15 protein-coding genes are annotated in these 17,865 nt (G+C 42.0%); 11 read left to right on the top strand and 4 right to left on the bottom strand.

Annotated features, from left to right (window positions below; genetic code table 11):
- The first annotated feature begins 8 nt into the window (after nt 1-8).
- Nucleotides 9-1,322, top strand: a complete 1,314-nt coding sequence (locus ACTWPM_RS05760; protein ID WP_443132113.1) for an aspartate aminotransferase family protein — start codon at nt 9-11, stop codon at nt 1,320-1,322.
- An 88-nt stretch (nt 1,323-1,410) separates the two neighbouring features.
- On the opposite strand, the gene ACTWPM_RS05765 is transcribed toward ACTWPM_RS05760, so the two are convergent.
- Together ACTWPM_RS05765 and ACTWPM_RS05770 are read right to left on the bottom strand one after the other, a co-directional pair.
- On the bottom strand, nt 1,411-2,196 hold the full coding sequence (locus ACTWPM_RS05765) for a TerC family protein (protein ID WP_443132114.1): 786 nt from the start codon (nt 2,194-2,196) through the stop codon (nt 1,411-1,413).
- 29 nt (nt 2,197-2,225) lie between these two features.
- Entirely contained in the window at nt 2,226-2,612 is a 387-nt protein-coding gene (locus tag ACTWPM_RS05770; protein ID WP_443132115.1) for a sporulation protein, read from the bottom strand.
- A gap of 611 nt (nt 2,613-3,223) precedes the next feature.
- On the opposite strand from ACTWPM_RS05770, the gene ACTWPM_RS05775 reads away from it, so the two are divergent.
- From ACTWPM_RS05775 to ACTWPM_RS05810, 8 genes are all read left to right on the top strand, one after another.
- Nucleotides 3,224-3,964: an SDR family NAD(P)-dependent oxidoreductase gene (locus tag ACTWPM_RS05775; protein WP_443132116.1), complete on the top strand. Its 741-nt coding sequence runs from the start codon at nt 3,224-3,226 to the stop codon at nt 3,962-3,964.
- Nucleotides 3,965-4,345: 381 nt separating this feature from the next.
- Entirely contained in the window at nt 4,346-5,470 is a 1,125-nt protein-coding gene (locus tag ACTWPM_RS05780) for an acyltransferase (protein ID WP_443132117.1), read from the top strand.
- A 1,261-nt stretch (nt 5,471-6,731) separates the two neighbouring features.
- Complete coding sequence (gene nadE / locus ACTWPM_RS05785; RefSeq protein ID WP_443132118.1) at nt 6,732-7,481, top strand: NAD(+) synthase; 750 nt, start codon at nt 6,732-6,734, stop codon at nt 7,479-7,481.
- A gap of 10 nt (nt 7,482-7,491) precedes the next feature.
- Nucleotides 7,492-8,049, top strand: a complete 558-nt coding sequence (locus tag ACTWPM_RS05790; protein ID WP_443132119.1) for an isochorismatase family cysteine hydrolase — start codon at nt 7,492-7,494, stop codon at nt 8,047-8,049.
- Between the two features lie 494 nt (nt 8,050-8,543).
- Nucleotides 8,544-10,460 carry an endonuclease MutS2 gene (locus tag ACTWPM_RS05795; protein WP_443132120.1) on the top strand — a complete coding sequence of 639 codons (1,917 nt, stop codon included), beginning with the start codon at nt 8,544-8,546 and terminating at the stop codon, nt 10,458-10,460.
- A 76-nt stretch (nt 10,461-10,536) separates the two neighbouring features.
- On the top strand, nt 10,537-11,223 hold the full coding sequence (gene msrA / locus ACTWPM_RS05800; RefSeq protein WP_443132121.1) for a peptide-methionine (S)-S-oxide reductase MsrA: 687 nt from the start codon (nt 10,537-10,539) through the stop codon (nt 11,221-11,223).
- A gap of 164 nt (nt 11,224-11,387) precedes the next feature.
- Nucleotides 11,388-11,594: a DUF3006 family protein gene (locus ACTWPM_RS05805; protein ID WP_014642184.1), complete on the top strand. Its 207-nt coding sequence runs from the start codon at nt 11,388-11,390 to the stop codon at nt 11,592-11,594.
- Nucleotides 11,595-11,719: 125 nt separating this feature from the next.
- Nucleotides 11,720-12,460, top strand: a complete 741-nt coding sequence (locus ACTWPM_RS05810) for a PAS domain-containing protein (protein WP_443132122.1) — start codon at nt 11,720-11,722, stop codon at nt 12,458-12,460.
- Nucleotides 12,461-12,630: 170 nt separating this feature from the next.
- Here ACTWPM_RS05810 and ACTWPM_RS05815 read toward each other — a convergent pair whose 3' ends face one another.
- Complete coding sequence (locus tag ACTWPM_RS05815) at nt 12,631-13,746, bottom strand: oxidoreductase (RefSeq protein WP_443132123.1); 1,116 nt, start codon at nt 13,744-13,746, stop codon at nt 12,631-12,633.
- 127 nt (nt 13,747-13,873) lie between these two features.
- On the opposite strand from ACTWPM_RS05815, the gene ACTWPM_RS05820 reads away from it, so the two are divergent.
- Nucleotides 13,874-16,036, top strand: a complete 2,163-nt coding sequence (locus ACTWPM_RS05820) for an ATP-dependent helicase (protein ID WP_443132124.1) — start codon at nt 13,874-13,876, stop codon at nt 16,034-16,036.
- Nucleotides 16,037-16,061: 25 nt separating this feature from the next.
- Entirely contained in the window at nt 16,062-17,138 is a 1,077-nt protein-coding gene (locus tag ACTWPM_RS05825; protein ID WP_443132210.1) for a mechanosensitive ion channel family protein, read from the top strand.
- A 221-nt stretch (nt 17,139-17,359) separates the two neighbouring features.
- Here the strand turns inward: ACTWPM_RS05825 and ACTWPM_RS05830 are convergent, their stop codons facing one another.
- Complete coding sequence (locus ACTWPM_RS05830) at nt 17,360-17,830, bottom strand: hypothetical protein (protein ID WP_443132125.1); 471 nt, start codon at nt 17,828-17,830, stop codon at nt 17,360-17,362.
- Nucleotides 17,831-17,865: the final 35 nt, after the last annotated feature.

The following is a 17,865-nucleotide window of genomic DNA, read 5'->3' on the forward strand; positions in this document are numbered from 1 at the left end:
AGTTTGTTATGGGAAACGATTGGAGTCATCTCGTTGAAAATCTGTCAAATCGACTGGCGCCAAGTATGGCGAAGGATCACCCGAATTTGCCGGTACTTAAAGAGGAAGGGTGCTATTATTATGGTGTAGATGGCAGAACGTATTTAGATTTTACTTCGGGTATTGCCACCACCAATGTTGGACATCGCCACCCAAAAGTAGTAGAGGCTATTAAGGAAGGGGCGGACCAGCTAGGGCACGGTCCATCTGGAGTGATCATATACGAATCGATTTTGAAACTTGCGGATCGTCTGGCTGAAATCATGCCCGGAGATCTCGACTGCTTCTTTTTTGGAAATAGCGGAGCAGAAGCCATTGAAGGAGCTATCAAACTAGCGAAGCATGTGACGGAACGCCCTTACATCGTATCGTTTATCGGCGGTTTCCATGGCCGTTCTATGGGAGCCCTCAGTGTAACCAGTTCGAAAAGTAAATACCGCAAGTTTCTTAATCCGACCGGATCTTATCAGATTCCTTACGCCCAGGTGGAGGATGCCCCAGAAGGCACGGATCCAGAAGAGTATGTGGTTCAGCAATTAGAAAAAGATTTCGAGCGATTGTTTGCCCATCAAGTGACATCAGATGAGGTAGCGGCTGTTTTAGTTGAGCCCGTGCTTGGAGAGGGAGGATATATCGTCCCGCCAACAGCCTGGCTTCAAAAGGTCCGAGAACTGTGTGACTATTACGGATTGTTACTCATTTTTGATGAGGTGCAGACAGGGTTTGGACGAACAGGTGAATGGTTTGCCTCCCACACATTCGATGTAACACCAGATATCATGGCTATCGCGAAAGGCATTGCTAATGGGATGCCACTAAGTGCGACTGTTGCTCCAAATGAACTGATGAAGCAGTGGCCTTTGGGGAGCCACGCAACTACTTTTGGAGGAAATCCAATTGCCTGCTCCGCGGCCAATGCGGTTCTGGATGTGATAGAGGAAGAGAACCTGCTTGAAAATACGAAGGAAGCAGGAGCTTACGCTGCTGAGAAGTTGCAGGAGATAAAAGGCCGGCATAAATCAATTGGACGAATTCGCTCAGTCGGTCTTATGATCGGTATTGAGATCGTTGATCCCGTTACAGGGAAGCCCAATAGTGATGGCTTATTTAACGTCCTGGACAAGGCTCTTGAAAATGGAGTTCTCTTTTACTTTGGCGGAAATCAGACTGAAATTATTCGAATGATTCCTCCATTAACGGTAAGTAAAGAACAGATTGATGAAGGGTTGAGAATGTTTGACGAAGCTTTAACTTCTTATGAAGAAGAAATAGCGGTTTATTAGAAAAACGAGAGATCAACTCTGATCTCTCGTTTTTGTTAGTGTAAAAGCTTTTATGAATCATCTTCAACAAGGTAGAACGTCGTCTTTATTAAAGCGCAGTTTCTGTTTCCGTTTTAACGGAGGGCTGCGTTTTTTCCTTAGAAAGGAACCATCCGCCGGCACCGATAGTAAGGAGGACAGCCCAGAAGATAAGTTTCCAGGTAAGGCTTTTAGCAAATCCGTCCGCTAAAAGTGCGACTTCTGGGTGGTCGAGTGTATAGACAGCGAGCTTCACGCCTACCCAACCGACAATAAGGTAAGCGGCTGTCTCAAGACCAGGGCGCTTGTCGAGCAGAATTACAAAATATCTAGCAGCAAAACGCATGATGATCAGTCCAATTATACCGCCGGAAAGAATAACGGCAAAGTGTGCGCCGTCCAAACCACCGATATGAGGTAGGCTGGTAGTAGGGAGCATCACGGCCAAAGCTACAGCAGCAAGGATGGAATCTACAGCAAACGCAATGTCAGCAAGTTCGACTTTAACAACGGTCATCCAGAAACCTGAGCCTTTGCTTGTGGAGTGTGATTTTATTAATTTTGGTTTCAGCACATGTTTTTTCAACAAATGATAAGCAGCGATTCCAATTAAATACAAAGCACCAATAGCTTGAACCTGCCAAATCTGGACCAAGTAGGAGATGACAAATAGAGAAGCAAATCGGAAAACGAAAGCCCCGCCTAGACCATAAAACAAAGCCTTTTTCCGCTGCTTTTCCGGAAGGTGTTTTACCATAGTAGCGATGACAAGGGCGTTGTCTGCTGCCAAAATCCCCTCAAGACCAATTAGAATTAATAAGACCCAGCCGTATTCCATCAATAATGAAATGTCCATTCATTTTCTCCTCTTTAATGTATTATGGTTTAATTCAAAACGACAAGTTCGTCGTGGTCAAAAGTTTTCACATCATCGGTAAATACAATTTTTGTCTTTAAGCGATACGTCTCTGCGTTCGTTGTAGGAGGAAGATCTTCCGGAATTTGATAGTGAAAGGGAACTTCACGCATTCCTTTTGGTTCCATTGTCTGAGACATTAACACGGTAGCGGCTGGGGCAATTAATTCGGTTTTCCGGCCTTTCGTTTCTTTTACAAAATCGCATTCCAGTCGTTTAATTTTTTGCGGCAGCCAACCTCCATAGATGTGGAAGGATCCTTTCACAATCGCTCCGGGAGCAATACGGTGAGAGTGCAGCACCAAGTCTACTTTAGGCGAACCAATTTTAAAAAAGTTTAACAATGATTGAATCATAATCTAGTATCTCCTTGCATGTTATTTGAATGAACCCAGCACGTATCTTTCATTCAGCGGAACCCCTTTTCAATTTTGTGCATTAAAAAAACCTTTACCATCAGTCTGGTAAAGGTTTGGGATAACCAAATATATACCTTTACCAAAATTGGCAAAGGTCTCGCAAACAACATTATGTTGCCAGTTAAGCCGGTGATGATTCATCACGTATTGTCGACATAACTGTAAGCTACTCCCCTTTGGAGTATTATAAGCTCTTTATGAGCACAGTTTTTTTTACTCGCTAACTGTAATTATATATTATTATATTTTTCCAACTCTGTCAATTTATTTTTTGAAAATTCATTCATCGGATAAGCCTTATTTTTATTCCGAAGGGGAGTAGGTAATAAGGGGAGGGAAAGTTGCGGCACTCATGCGGAAAAGTATAGACTGGTGAGACCATGGAAGTCGAAGAGAAGACTCTGGAAAAGTAATTTAACATAAGTAAGCTGGTGATCATTACTATATTCAGGTGTTTGGAAGCATAATTGTTGACTCATGAAAATCCGAATCAGCCCGAGAAAATTATATTTTGTATGAAAAATAACAATTAGTGAGGAGAATGGATTATGAGCGATTTAACCAATCAAATAGTTCTGATTACGGGGGCTAATCGTGGACAGGGAAAAGCAATGGCCGAGCATTTGGCTGCACTGGGGAGCCGTGTGATCGTGGCAGCGAGAGATTATACTCAAGCATTGGAAACAGCTGAAGAAATCGGTAAAGAGAAGGCTTATCCGGTCAAGTTAGATGTAACCAGTGAAGAACAGTGGAAGGAAGCGGTTAGCCTGATCATTGAAGAGTTCGGCCGCATAGACACTCTTATTAATAATGCTGGAATCCTTATACGTAAGCCTTTCAGCCAACTCACAATAGAAGAGTATCAGCAGTTAATTAATGTAAACCAGCTTGGAGTATTCATCGGAATGCAAACCGTTACTCCGTACATGGAAAAACAAAAAAAGGGCTCGATTATTAATAACTTATCCATTTCGTCTTTTGCTCCTATTAGCTGTTCCTCGGCGTATGCAGCTACTAAGGCGGCGGTAGTGGCCATGTCTAAATCTGCCGCAATTGAATTAGGACCAAAAGGGATTCGAGTCAATATGATTCACCCCGGGGGAATCGAAACTGAAATGGCTACTCAGGGAAAAGGAGTTCCGGAGTCCTATCAAGATATTCCGCTAGGACGTATTGGCCAGCCTATCGAAATAGCGAGGGTGGCAGCTTTTCTTGCTTCGGATGAAAGTTCATACTGCACAGGGACGGAAATTGTTGTAGATGGAGGAATGACTCTTGGAACCTCCTAACAAAAAGGTGGAGAGATGCAAATCGTAGTCTATTATGTGTTATTCTTCCATGACGCTGAAAATTAGCATGATCAACTATGTGAAAAGCGTAGGTGTTGATTTATTAATTAGAAGAGTTATCCGTAATTTGGACCCAATATTTCTTGAAAATAACTCGCTTTCGGGGACTGCAACTTGCAGTACTTCTGGAAAGCGAGTTTGTTGTCTTCTGAGTCCTTTTCAAAACAAACAATAAGCTATTCAGTATTCCATGTAATGGAAGCATTGTTTATAAAACATCACGTTTTATTTAATTTTTTGTAACAAAATGATGTGTTTTGTAGAACTATGCTATGATTACTTAGGGTTTATTGAAATTATTTAGATATAAGGATGATCATTATGCAGAAAGATAGAATTGAATCTATCTATTTTTTAAGGCTTTTTGCCATGCTGATGGTTGTACTGGTTCATACTACAGGTGTTTTTCAAACCGTCTTTTCTGAAGGCAGTATAGAGTTTGGGATTTATCACTTTATCAATCGGATCATACGATTAGAAGCCGGTATATTCATCATGATTACAGCCATGGTATTTTTCTATAAATATATGGATAAAAAAATGTCGGTGCCAGAGTTGAAGGATTACTATAAAAAGCGTGCGCTTTATATCGTGGTTCCCTATCTCTTATGGGCCTTATTCTATGAAGCTTTTTCTCTTTATATTGGTGCGGTTCCTCTTAATTTTGCAGAGATGACCTGGAGAATTATTCAGGGGGAGTCTTTTTACCAGCTTCACTTCATATTTTTAATTGTGCAATTTTATCTGGTATTTCCTATCATTTTATTTATAGCGCAGAAAGTACCTGTGTTTAGAAGATATATGTGGGTATTTGGAATTGCTATAGAAATTGGCTACTATTTCTTTGACCAAATGTTCCAGCTGATTCCGTTTTCTATCTTCCTCAGCTCTCTTGGACCTTATTTGTTGGGGGGCTGGATCGGTACGTATTATAAAGAACAGCGTTCTCTTATTTATGAAAAATCGAACGCTGCGTGGGCGGTTTTTGCATTGGCAGCCGGTGTGACTACCGTGTTCTTATACTACCATTTATACACGGTTTCTACGTTCGTGCTCCCGGGCTATGTTTATTTAATTGTTAACTTAACTTATATTTTAAGTGGCAGTTATTTAATGTTCCGCTTGACCGAATTAGTGTGTGATAAATGGCCAGGTATTGTTCCTTATGTGCAGCGGGTGGCTGTGTATTCTTTTGGGTTTTATCTGCTTCATCCTTTCATACTGAAGGTCGTGGCTCAATTCATCCCAGCACCTGAGGGGTATTGGTTCCACGTATTTATTCTTCTTAGATATGTGAGTACGATCGTCCTCTGTTACTTGATCATCTGGTTTACGCACAAGTACTTCCTGCGTCCTGGATTAATCTTTGGAAAGCTTCCAAAAAAAGCACCTTCGATCCTGGAAGCTCCAGAGGTATCGACGGGGAATAAGAAAACAGGAACTTAAAATTAGGCTCTGTTAAACTTTATATTTGTTTTTCATAAAAATCTTTCTTAAGCTATCGGGCCGGTTATTTGAAGACTCGAATTCGAGATAATGGGTTAGAGTGGAGGTCCTGTGGGGGACGATTCGGCCAGCTGCATCGCCCAGACACTCGCGTCATAAGCATGAATTTCAACGGGACGAAAGAACGCATCCCTTTTGAATTTCCTGCTTATGCGTGTCGTGTCTATCGGGGCGATTCCGCTCTTGAACACTTTCCGCGGGCTTACAGCCCTGCGGTATCTCACCGATCATGTTCATCCCGCAGGAGTCTCCATCGTCCCCCCTCCGGACCATGCCATATCAGCAACTTGAAACCACTTAAGATACCTTCTTGATGCACAAAATGAGCATGGGAGCATGAGGATGTGTCATGCTATAAAGATGGGGAACAGCCTGTCATAGGAGCATTTAAGACCCGTTAAGAAAAAAAGCACACTCTCTTCTGGCAGGGTCCGTTATTATCCTGTGGCTGGGTTGGTGGGGAAATGGCGAGACTCCCAGGTTGAAAGCGGAAGCACCTTGGTCAGCGGCGTATGGACTGGACTGAGCTGGCGGAGATAAAGAAAACACGAAGAGCAAAGCGATTCGATGTTGCCTTATCGTACAGAAGTGAGGGAAGTCTTATTTGCCGCTAGGTGCTGGAGCTGGATAGCACTCCACGCCGTTTAGGCATTTGCTTATGACTCCATCGATCATGAGTGTAAGAACGGGAGAAGGAACTAGGTGAGATCCCGCAGGGAGTGAAACGAGCGAGGAAGCTCAGCGTTCCCCCATAGGAAAGTGTTCAAATGTGGAATCGCCCCGAAAGACACGACCAGCATAAGCCGAGCATCAAAAGGATGGTGGTTTTTCCATCCGTTGATGAACGGCTTATGTCTCGAGTGTCTGGGTGATGGAACAAGACGAGTTATTTCTCCACCAGGCCTCTTCCAAATAGAGTAACGGTCCCCATTTATCTCGAACCTGAGTCTTCCACAAACGGGAGCTTATCTGTAAGATCAACATTGAGGTTTAACAGAATCTAAAATTAAGGTTTATCAAAGATGCACGCTCACTTGAGCGTGCATCTTTAATTGGAATCCGCACATGTCTTAATGTACCCCCTGGTAAATGAGGTTCTTTTTTTTACACTTTCCTGCTCATCCATAACAAACAAGGTTTATATTATATCGGAATAAGGAACAGAACCCATATAGTGTAAATTTTGAAGGGGGAAATAGGAATGCAGGAAAGAATCGAGTACTTAACCGAATGGTTACAAGGAAAAGTTAAAGAAGCAGGAGCAGATGGAGCTCTCGTTGGTATTAGCGGTGGAATTGATTCGGCTGTCGTTTCATATCTAATTAAACGGGCGTTCCCAGAAAACTCTCTAGGCGTACTGCTCCCTATTAATAAAGAAGTAGAAGACCAGACCGATGCGCTGAATGTAGTAGAGGGCGCAGAACTGGATTATGTAGGAATTAATCTGACTTCATCTTATGAAACGACGTATTCAACTATCCAGGAAGAACTTGAAAAGAAGGGCGATTGGAATAGTGATAAATCCCAATTGGGTGGAGCGAATCTTCAGGCCCGTCTGCGGATGAGCACACTTTATGCTGTAGCCAATAACTACAACTATCTGGTCGTTGGAACAGATAATGCTCCGGAAGATTATACCGGCTACTTTACGAAGTACGGAGACGGAGGAGTGGACTTAGTACCACTTATAAATATGAGAAAAGAAGAAGTACGTGAAATGGCCGAAGCACTGGACGTGACTGATGCCATCATTCATAAAAAGCCGAGCGCAGAGTTATGGGAGGGGCAGTCCGATGAAGAAGAACTTGGTCTTTCCTATGACACCATAGACGCGTACTTACGAGGAGAACAAATAGACCCAGAAGATGAGAAACTCTTGAAGGATCTGCATCAAAAGACAGCGCATAAGCGTCAGGTTCCTGCAGGTCCAGAGAAATACAGCGGAAAGTGAGTTTTGTTAAATGAAAAACGATACGGCCCTTATTATTATCGATATGATCAATAAGATGGATTTCAGCGGAGGCGAAGACCTTCTGGAGAATACAAAGCCTATGGTTGAAAATCTCAATTCTTTTAAAAAGAAAATGCAAAAAGAAGGCTTACCCGTCATTTATGTTAACGATAACTTTGGTCTTTGGCAGGATAACGTGTCCGATTTAATTGATGAATGCAGGAAAGGACAGGGAGAACCTGTGATCAATCAAATCCTTCCAGATGAAGATGACTATTTTATTATCAAGCCTAAACACTCTGGATTTTTTGGAACACAGCTGGATATTCTTCTCAATCAATTAGGTGTAAAAAATCTTATATTAACTGGAATTGCCGGAGATATTTGTGTGTTATTCACAGCTAATGATGCGTACATGCGCGAGTATGATTTGTGGGTTCCGGAAGATTGCACCGCCTCAGAAAAAGCAGAAGGTAATGAAAATGCCCTTAAAATTATTGAACGCTCCCTGTTTACGAGTACGGCACCAACGACTGAAGAAAGTTATCAAAGAATTTTTGAGGATTGACATTTTTATTTCCGCGGCATATATTTGTAGAAGGAGCAGACACCCTGTTCCGCCAACAAGATCCTTTAAATAAGAGGAGAATGATTTATGAGTGTGGTTGTTCTTAACTAATCCGTAATTGGATAAAGTCCTGATAAAGTAATGGGAAAAGACGTGCATAGGACACGTCTTGTTTGTAAACCCATTTTTCAGGAGCAGTTAAGAACAAGCATAAGCGTAGCACGTTGAGGATAAAAACGAAGCTATGACTGGCTTATTCAGTCATAGCTTTTTTTATATTCTCTGTTGGCGGAATAGGAGTCTTCACTTCTAAGTGAGGTCTGTTCTAATCAAGCCACGGCGAGCGTATCTGCTTGCTGTGGTTTTTTTATTGGCAGAGAATGGGGCGGGGAATGAGGTGTTTTCCTGAAAATATTTCCCCACCATTAATATCTGCCGTATATTCTATTATTGAAATTTAACGTTTCACAAAGTTAGTTAAGGAGGAGTCACCAATGAATGAACGCACGTATCAGACATTAGAATTTTTTGAGATATTGAAAATAGTCAGCCGTTTGGCTTTTACTAAGCCCGGCAAAGTAACGATTGAATCCTTACGGCCAGTACATGATATAAAAGCTATGAACCGCTGGCACGAGGAAACAGAAGAGGCCGTAGCTATCTTAAACACAAGTGGAAACATACCAATTCACACACTTGAAGATGTGACAGATATGATCGAACAAGGAAAAAAGGGGATGTTTATCCGTGCAAATCAATTTTCAGCTTTGCTATCATTTCTTGACCATTGTACAAAGCTAAAGCGTTTTATGCTGGATAAAAAGATTATCGCCCCGATGATCAGCCTGTATGCTTCCTCTATTTCTGACTTAAGCAGGCTGGAGGAGGATATCCAGCAAGTGATTCGCCACGGGCAGGTAGATGATTATGCTTCTAAGAATTTAGCTAAGATTAGGAAACAGATTCAAATGAAACAAAACCGATTGAAGGAAAAAACTGAGGCGCAGGCCAAAAAGTATCAATCAATTATGCAGGAAGCAAGACCAGTTGAGAAAGATGGACGCTGGACTCTCCCGATCAAAAGAGAAAACAGAAACAAAATTAAAGGAGCCATTATCGATCAGTCTGCCTCAGGAGCTACAATTTTTGTTGAACCAGAAGAACTTGCCAATCTTCAGGAAGATCTGCAGTTACTGCGTATGAATGAAGAACATGAAGTGGAACAGATTCTCTATACCTTGACCGCAGAAGTATTGGACCACGAGTCAGAATTGAACCTTGCAATGGAAACGATGCATGAGTATGACGTTATTTTTGCCAAGGGAAAATACAGCCGCATCATCAAAGGGACTGCACCGGAATTCTCTGAAGACTTCACGCTTCGCCTCAGCCGTGCGAGGCACCCGATGCTGGGGGAGAAAGCAGTTCCTCTGAGTATTCAAATGAATCCAGAAGACCAGGCATTACTCATTACGGGACCTAATACAGGCGGAAAGACTGTAACTCTGAAAACAGTGGGGCTGCTCTGTCTGATGGCTCAGTCAGGTCTTCCGATCCCGGCAGAAAAAGGCAGTATACTGCCGGTTTTTCAGCAGATTTTTGTTGATATTGGAGATGGTCAGAGCATTGAGGAGAACTTAAGTACTTTCAGCTCAAGACTAGTTAACTTAATTGATATTTTGAGGAAGGCGAATGATCATTCTCTGCTTTTATTAGATGAAATTGGTTCTGGCACGGATCCTGGGGAAGGCATGGGTCTTGCAACAGCCATTCTTGAAAAACTCTCAGAAAAGGGGGCAACGATCCTTGCAACCACCCATTATAGTGAGATGAAAGAGTACGCTCGGCAAAAGGCCGGGTTTATGAATGGAGCTATGGAGTTTGATCTAGAAACGCTTAAGCCTACGTATCGACTGCTTCTTGGAACCTCTGGAAGGAGTCAGGCTTTTGATATTGCACATAAACTAGGTCTTCATCCTGAGATTTTAAACCAGGCGTATTCGATCACTTATAAACAGGAAGGAAATTTTGATGTCAGTGAGCAGGATTTACAAGCAGCAGATTATAAACGTCAGGCAGCAGTAAATCGTTACAGAAGAGGGAAAACCCCCAGGGAGCCTTCGACCGAGAAACCGCGTTTTCAAATGGGGGACAATGTGATTATCCAGGCTACAGGAGAAACAGCCATTGTTTATAAGGGTCCAGATCAAACCGGAAATTACGTGGTTCAGGTTAAAGGAGAAAAGTTTACCTACAATCACAAACGGCTTAAGCTTCACATTCGAGCTGAGGATTTATATCCAGAGGATTACGACTTCGATATTATCTTCAAATCTAAGGAATATCGTAAAGTACGTAAGCAAATGGACCGCAAGCATGTTGAGGGACTCATCCTGGAGGAAGAAGATTGACGGACGCATATTTCTAGTGGGTAATCGAGTATCCGTGCTATGATGAAGATAAATAAAGTGAAAAAGGTGGGGCAGCATGATGAAGCGGAAAAAGTGGTTAATTATAGCCGGAATACTCGTGATCATTGGGATTTTTGCGATTCCAGAAGCCTATGCCTATTTGACCAAAAGAAATTATGAAAGTGAAGCTATTACAAAGGAACAGGTTCCAGAAGGTTACCAGGTTGCCACCTTTGCGGGCGGCTGCTTCTGGTGCATGGAGCCTCCTTTTGAGAAACTAAAAGGAATTCAGGAAGTTGTATCAGGTTACACGGGTGGAGATACCCAAAATCCTACGTACGAAGAGGTTTCCTCCGGCGGAACAGGTCACGTGGAAGCCGTACAGGTCTACTATGACCCGGAAGTCATTTCTTATGAACAGCTCTTGGATGTATTTTGGCGTCAAATCAATCCGACCGACGATGAAGGTCAATTCGTTGACCGGGGATTTCAATACACAACAGGGATCTTCTATCATAATGAAGATCAGAAGCAAGCTGCCGAGAGGTCTAAACAGCAGCTGGCGGAATCAGGGCGTTTTGAAAGTGAGATTGTGACCCCGATTCAAAAGGCTGAAGCATTTTACAGGGCAGAAGAATATCATCAGGACTATTATAAGAAAAATAAGGTTCGCTATGATTTCTACCGCGGTAACTCCGGCCGTGATGATTATCTGGAAGATACATGGGGCAGCGATCGAGAACTGGATTTACCGCAGAAATAATAACCCCCCTTGGACCTCCAAGGGGGAATGTATTAGGATCCGAAAACTCTTATTCATGCGTTTCTTCCAAATTTCGACAAGTTTATACCTGCGATTAGAAGGGAAGGTATTTATATATACGTACTTATAACCATTTTTTCAAAATTACAGAGGGGATGAATTAGGTGAACAACTACAAATTGGATCGCTTTGAAGGGGCTTATGCCATTCTGATTCAAGAGGATGCTCATAATAATGAAATATCTGTATTAAAGGAGCGTTTAATTGCGTTCGCCAAACCCGGAGATTTTATTAAGATCGATTTTGATAATATTGGAAACCTAAAGCACGTAGAAATTATATCTAAAGTAGATAAAATGGAAAAGGCATAAGCCGTTACTAAAACCAGGGGATTCTTCCTGGTTTATTTTTTTCTGAAAATTAAGTCGAATGTTCTTGATTTTCTCCTTAATAGCCTCATAATAAAAGTAAGATACACGCTGAGGGGGAAATGAAGGTGCTCTTGCGAAATGCTATGGATCTTTTAGATGAAGGTGTATTGATTCTAAACGAGAATTTCAAAGTCACGTACGTAAATCCTGCCTATGTTCAAATGTTTCAATTAGAAGAAGAACGGGTGGTGGGGGAGCACATTCATGATATTTATCCCAGCCTGCCTCAATCCAAACGGGTGATAACTCATACGTTTGAAAGAGAAGAAGATATTACAGTAGAGTGTTTGGATTTTCATTGGCGCGGGAAAGACATGATTCTTCAATTTAAAACCAACCGTTTTATTCACGAGGGCGAGTGGTATGTATTAAGCCGGATTGCTGACATTACAGTGCAATTCCAGACAGAAAAGCATTTGATACATATGATTGAGGAGATGACCGCAAACGTGGTCTTGATCGCAAAGGGTTACGCGCTGTTACCTCTGCAGCCGATTTTGAGAGAAGAGCAGCGTTCGATATTGTTGGAAAGAGTCCCTGTTCAGTGTCAGGAACAACGCGTCACTCGTCTGGTGATCCAGTTTTCCGGAATCTCAGAAATTAATCAGGAATGGGCGGTTCTGCTTAGAAATTTAATGCACACCTTAAAGTTATTAGGCATTGAAGTTGTTTTGGCGGGAATGCGTCCTAAAGTGGTCAGGCAGTTCACAGAAAATAATATTATGCTGAATGACGTGCGTTCATTTATGAACATTCGCCAGGCGACGAAATACTTTTTAGAAACCGGCTTAAAAGCAAACTTTTAATATATTAAACACTGTGGTTAGTATAATTAACCTGTATGGACGTTTTCTGTAAGACTCAGGTTCGAGATAAATTGGGCCCGTTACAATACTAGATTTAATGGTGCTAAATTCATAATAAAAAGAATCCCGCCTAAGGCTATTTATTAAATAGCCTTAGGCGGGATTTTTAATCATACAAGAATATGCTTATTCAATTCATGTTCTTTAATATGAGCCTGCGGCAGCATAATCGAACTGAAATCAAACTCTTCCAGTTGTTTTTCCTCTTTAATCCGCTTTGGTGCATCAGGATTTTGAAGTGCACTTGTCCCCAGGCTCACAAAGTCGGCGTGTCCGTTATTCAGCATAGCAACGGCTTTTTCAGGGTCAGTCAATTTACCATTGGCAATGACAGGAAGATCACTGTGCTTCTTAGCTGCCTCAGCCATGGACATGGAACCTTGACCGAATCCAGGTTTATCAGCGTCGTCATCCGTAACATGGATGTAATCAAGAGTTAAGCTTCCGAGGGTACTGAATATAGTATTAGCATCTGTTTCTCCAAGCGCCCAGCGATGATCAGCATCCGAAGCTTTCCCCTGAGAGATGCGGATTCCTATGATAAAGTCCTTCCCGACTTTTTTCCGAACTTCTTTAATAACCTCAAGCGCGAAACGAAGGCGGTTTTTGGTATCTCCGCCAAATTCATCTTCTCTTCGGTTAAAGTAATCGGTCAGGAACTGGTCAATTAAATAACCATTTGCTCCATGAATTTCTACACCATCGAACCCAGCTTCTTTGGCAAGTTCAGCAGAACGTCCAAAGGATTCAACAGCTGTTTGAATATCATCGTGGCTCATTCTTTTCGGCTCAGGAAAAGGGCCTTCTCCTCCATAGAAAGAAAGCTTGTCATTCTTCGGGGCTACCTCTGAGGGGCCGATATTGTGCTCCGCATAAGGGTTTTCCTGAGATTGAGCGCCTGCATGCATAATTTGGGCAATAAAAAGCGCTCCATGCTCCTGCACACTTTTCACAATCGGTTTCCAGGCATCACGGTGAGCTTCATTTGCAAGGCCGGGCTGATTGGGATACCCCTGAGAAAATTTTTCATCAGGATAGACACCTTCCGTAATGACGGTCCCGAATCCTCCTTTAGCATAGCGCTCATAATATTTTTTCATCGTCTCATTGGCAATACCGTTATTCTCGGCACTTATACGAGTCATGGGTGCAACGACATAACGATTGGAGAATGTGCGGTCATGTATGGTTTTACTTTCAAACAATGGTTGGTGTTGTTCCTTCATGCTTATTCAACTCCTTCTATCGTTCCATAACCTTTAAGCAGTTATTTTAAACGATTGGGTCTGCTGATTATCTTCCCTGATATGCTATAATACAAACAAACGTTCTTTGAAAGGTGAGTACTTTTTTATGGAAGAACTTCTGGCAGAATTAAATGAATCCCAACAGGAAGCTGTTGTTTCCACAGAAGGATTTATCCGGGTTATTGCCGGTGCAGGGTCAGGGAAAACGCGTGCTCTGACTCATCGTTACGCGTTTATCGTAAATGAACTGGGCGTAGATCCTTCCAATATACTATCGGTCACATTTACCAATAAAGCTGCTCATGAAATGCGACGTCGGGTGAAGAAACTGATCGGAGGGGAGCAGGATACCGGTTTTATCACTACGTATCACGGATTTTGTGTGCGTGTGCTTCGAGAGGATATCCACCGGTTGTTTTATCCTAAAAACTTTATCATTTTAGATGTGGAAGACCAGAAAATCCTGCTGAGAGAAATTTTTGAAGATATGGATTTAAAGATGAATGATAAAACCTTTAAACGGCTGCTCGATAAGATAGGAATTCTAAAAGGAAACACTCATTATGTACAACAAATGATTCTGCGAGGTGAAATGCCTTCAGTAGAAGATGCTGGAGATATGGACAGCCAAATTATACAGCGTTATTTAAAGAAACAAAAGCGGGTGTATGGGCTGGATTTCGATGATCTTCTTAATTTTGTGTTTGTCCTTTTTGACCAGTATCAGGAAGTACTGGAAAAATGGCAGGATCGTCTTTTCTATATCCAAGTCGATGAGTTTCAGGACAGCAGCCTGAAGCAATTCGAGTTAGTGAAAAAGCTTTCAGCCCGTCATGGAAACTTATTCGCTGTTGGGGATCCCGATCAGACTATCTATGAGTGGAGAGGCGCAGACCCTAAATATATGGTTGATTTTGAAAAATATTTCCCTGAAACCCAGACGATCTTTTTAAAGCAGAATTATCGTTCTACTCCAGAAATTCTTTCTCTTGGGAACGCGCTCATCCAGAATAACTATTTTCGTGTTGATAAAGATATGGAAACCGATAATCCCCCTGGTGTGAAAGTAGTCCATTACCACGGAAAGAACGAAGTGGACGAGGCAAAGTGGGTAGTTAATCGAATAAAAGAAATTGTGGAAGCACGCCAGGCAAGCTATAGTGATGTCGCGGTACTGTACCGGGCGAACTATCTTTCGCGCTCCATTGAACAGGAACTCATCAGTGCCAATATAGAATACACCATTTTCGGCGGCTTTAAATTCTTTGATCGTCTGGAAATAAAAGATGCTCTAGCGCACTTACGAATGACCGCTGCAGCGGATGACCTGTCTTTTTCGAGAATTGTCAATGTTCCGAAACGGCAGATTGGTAAAAAGCGCATGCACTTTCTTCGTGAACGGGCCGAAGCTGAGAATCTCTCTTTATATGAAACTTTGAAGAAATACAGGGATCACGACCGGTTCAAACGGACAGGTGCCCATTCATTTATCGAAGCTATCGAATATTTAAAGAAGCGAAAAGAAGAGTTGAAAGTTTCTGAATTGCTGCAGGAAGCTCTGCAGAGAACGGGGTACGAAGCGTACCGGCGTGAGGATGGAGATCAGGAGCGTCTTGATAACCTGACCGAACTGCTGCATTCTATCGTTCAATATGAGCAAACATTGGGTGAAGATATTAATCTTGAGGAATACCTTCAAATGATTTCTTTGTACACCGATGATGATCGTGATGATCAACTGGATTCTGTTAAATTGATGACTATTCATACGGCAAAAGGGCTGGAGTTCCCCTATGTGTTTGTAGTTGGGATGACAGAAAGCGTACTGCCAAATGTGCGTGCGCTCAGGGAAAGGAAGGAGCGGGCGCTTGAAGAGGAGAGACGCTTAGCTTATGTGGCGGTTACCCGCGCAGAGAAGGAGCTTTATTTGACGGAGTCTGAAGGTTTTCAGAATGGAGGCCAGAAGAAATATCCCTCCCGGTTTATTTTTGAAGTGGAAGATGATCTCTATGAACGGATTGGAGAATTGGATGAAGCCCTGATCGAAGAAGCGAAAGAATATATACGAGCGACTCATCATAGTAAGGAAGAAGCACCTGCAAACTTTTATGAAAAAGGTGCGCGGGTGAAGCATCCTGTTTTTGGAGAAGGGGATATCGTGGATATAGACGAAAAGAAGAATACTTATCGAGTATTTTTTGATAAGCTGAAAGCACCGAGACCGATCAGCAGAAATTTTAAGAAACTCGAGAAAATAGAAGAATCCTAAAGGAAGGATCGGTTGTGTGAAGAATATGGTTGGCAATGAACTTTGGCTGAATTCATTTGTGGTATTTGCGATTGTATTGATTACTGTGATCGTAATTAGAGGAATTCTTATCGGCATCTTAAAAAAATGGAGCTCTAACAAAGATGAACGCTCTAGACTGTTTTATATGATGCAAAGTATTATTAACTGGCTTGCTTTATATGGAGTAGTCATCTATACACTTTTCCATTTTCGAAGTGCTCAGTGGATGTTCAGTGCATTATTTACTATTGGTTCAGAACCTGTATCTGTGTTTTTACTGATCATAGCTGTACTGATTATCTCTCTTACAAACCGTATATCTAAGCTCTTTCGGGGATATGTGTTTCCGGGGGTTTATAAACGGTATGAGCTGGATCGCGGGGTCCAGTTTACATTCGACAAAGCCTTTCATTACTTAATCATGGTGCTGGCTATTATTATCAGCTTATCAACGGTAGGTTTTGAATTGAGCGCCCTTACAGTTTTTGCTGGAGTCATAGGGGTAGGGATTGGTTTTGGAATGCAGAACATTGCTTCTAATTTCATCTCCGGAATTATTCTTTTATTTGAGAGACCGATTAAAGTGGGCGACCGCGTAATTGTGGATGAAATCATCGGTGACGTCCAGCGTATAAATATGAGAGCGACCGTCATTAAGACCTTAGATAATGAGCATATCATTGTTCCCAATTCGTATTTTTTGGAAGAACACGTGATTAACCGATCGTATAGCGATAAAGTAATGAGGTTAGTCATTCCTGTCGGTGTTGCTTATGGGAGTGATGTACCATTAGTGAAAAAACTTCTGCTGCAGGTAGCGGAAGATGAGGCGGGGGTTTCTCCAACCGTTCGCCAGATTCCGGAACCTTTTATTAATTTTAAAGAGTTTGGGGACTCGTCCCTAAACTTTGAATTGTTTGTCTGGATTTCGGATCCTCAGCATGTTATACGAATCCGCAGCAATTTAAACTTTAGAATTGATGAGATCTTTAGAGAGAACGGTGTAGAAATTCCATTTCCGCAACGGGATCTGCATGTAAGAAGTTTAGATGAGAAGATCATTGATAAATTAAAGAGCTAGACCCAAAGGTCTGAACCGATATCGATTCAGGCCTTTTCTGCGTTCAGCCTTAATATTTGTGTAATTGACGGAATTTTGAGATACTTAATGATATAAGTTATTTTAATATAGTAAGCGTGTCCTGGTTGTTTTCTAACTGCGATCTGATGATTCGCGGTGAGAAACGCATATTATAGGTGGAGAATGAGGAAGAAACGCTCAGGGATATCCTGAACGTATCCTTAATTTATGGAATTTGCGATATCCATGGCTTCCTCGGTCTGTTTTTCTTTATCCGCCGCACTGTATTCTATTTGGTAGATGACATCTTCCTCACTGTTATACCATTCTACAAAAACCTGCTCTTCCTGTTCACGCACTCCTGCCACAGATCCGGAATTTAATGGGATCTGCAAGTCTGTTTCTGCCATCTCTCCACTTGGATTAAACAAGGTGGTTACGTTTAAATTGTAAGCTTTTGAAGATTGATAACGAACAATAACTTCATCTTCAGCAGCAGAAGCCTCAACGGATTTCACCTCAAAAGGAAGATCATCCGGCAGCCCGATTTGTTCTTGTTTACTTTCGGGAAGAGTTTCAATCGGTTCTGCAAATGCAGCAGGGTAGCTTTCTTTTAAGTCGCTTAAGGCAAGATCAGCAGATGAACATCCTGCTAGAATGAGAACAGCCAGGAAGGTAAGAAATTTTTTCATATTGGGTCTCTCCTTATGACTAGGTAAAATTCATC

Source organism: Halobacillus sp. K22, assembly GCF_052246795.1.
In the GTDB taxonomy this organism is placed as follows: Bacteria; Bacillota; Bacilli; order Bacillales; family Halobacillaceae; genus Halobacillus.

What these genes read in the sequence shown, in the direction of transcription:
- ACTWPM_RS05760 (WP_443132113.1), top strand. Translation starts at nt 9, where the DNA reads ATGGGAAACGATTGGAGTCATCTCGTTGAAAATCTGTCAAATCGACTG.
- ACTWPM_RS05765 (WP_443132114.1), bottom strand. Translation starts at nt 2,196, where the DNA reads ATGGACATTTCATTATTGATGGAATACGGCTGGGTCTTATTAATTCTA.
- ACTWPM_RS05770 (WP_443132115.1), bottom strand. Translation starts at nt 2,612, where the DNA reads ATGATTCAATCATTGTTAAACTTTTTTAAAATTGGTTCGCCTAAAGTA.
- ACTWPM_RS05775 (WP_443132116.1), top strand. Translation starts at nt 3,224, where the DNA reads ATGAGCGATTTAACCAATCAAATAGTTCTGATTACGGGGGCTAATCGT.
- ACTWPM_RS05780 (WP_443132117.1), top strand. Translation starts at nt 4,346, where the DNA reads ATGCAGAAAGATAGAATTGAATCTATCTATTTTTTAAGGCTTTTTGCC.
- nadE (WP_443132118.1), top strand. Translation starts at nt 6,732, where the DNA reads ATGCAGGAAAGAATCGAGTACTTAACCGAATGGTTACAAGGAAAAGTT.
- ACTWPM_RS05790 (WP_443132119.1), top strand. Translation starts at nt 7,492, where the DNA reads ATGAAAAACGATACGGCCCTTATTATTATCGATATGATCAATAAGATG.
- ACTWPM_RS05795 (WP_443132120.1), top strand. Translation starts at nt 8,544, where the DNA reads ATGAATGAACGCACGTATCAGACATTAGAATTTTTTGAGATATTGAAA.
- msrA (WP_443132121.1), top strand. Translation starts at nt 10,537, where the DNA reads ATGATGAAGCGGAAAAAGTGGTTAATTATAGCCGGAATACTCGTGATC.
- ACTWPM_RS05815 (WP_443132123.1), bottom strand. Translation starts at nt 13,746, where the DNA reads ATGAAGGAACAACACCAACCATTGTTTGAAAGTAAAACCATACATGAC.
- ACTWPM_RS05820 (WP_443132124.1), top strand. Translation starts at nt 13,874, where the DNA reads ATGGAAGAACTTCTGGCAGAATTAAATGAATCCCAACAGGAAGCTGTT.
- ACTWPM_RS05825 (WP_443132210.1), top strand. Translation starts at nt 16,062, where the DNA reads ATGGTTGGCAATGAACTTTGGCTGAATTCATTTGTGGTATTTGCGATT.
- ACTWPM_RS05830 (WP_443132125.1), bottom strand. Translation starts at nt 17,830, where the DNA reads ATGAAAAAATTTCTTACCTTCCTGGCTGTTCTCATTCTAGCAGGATGT.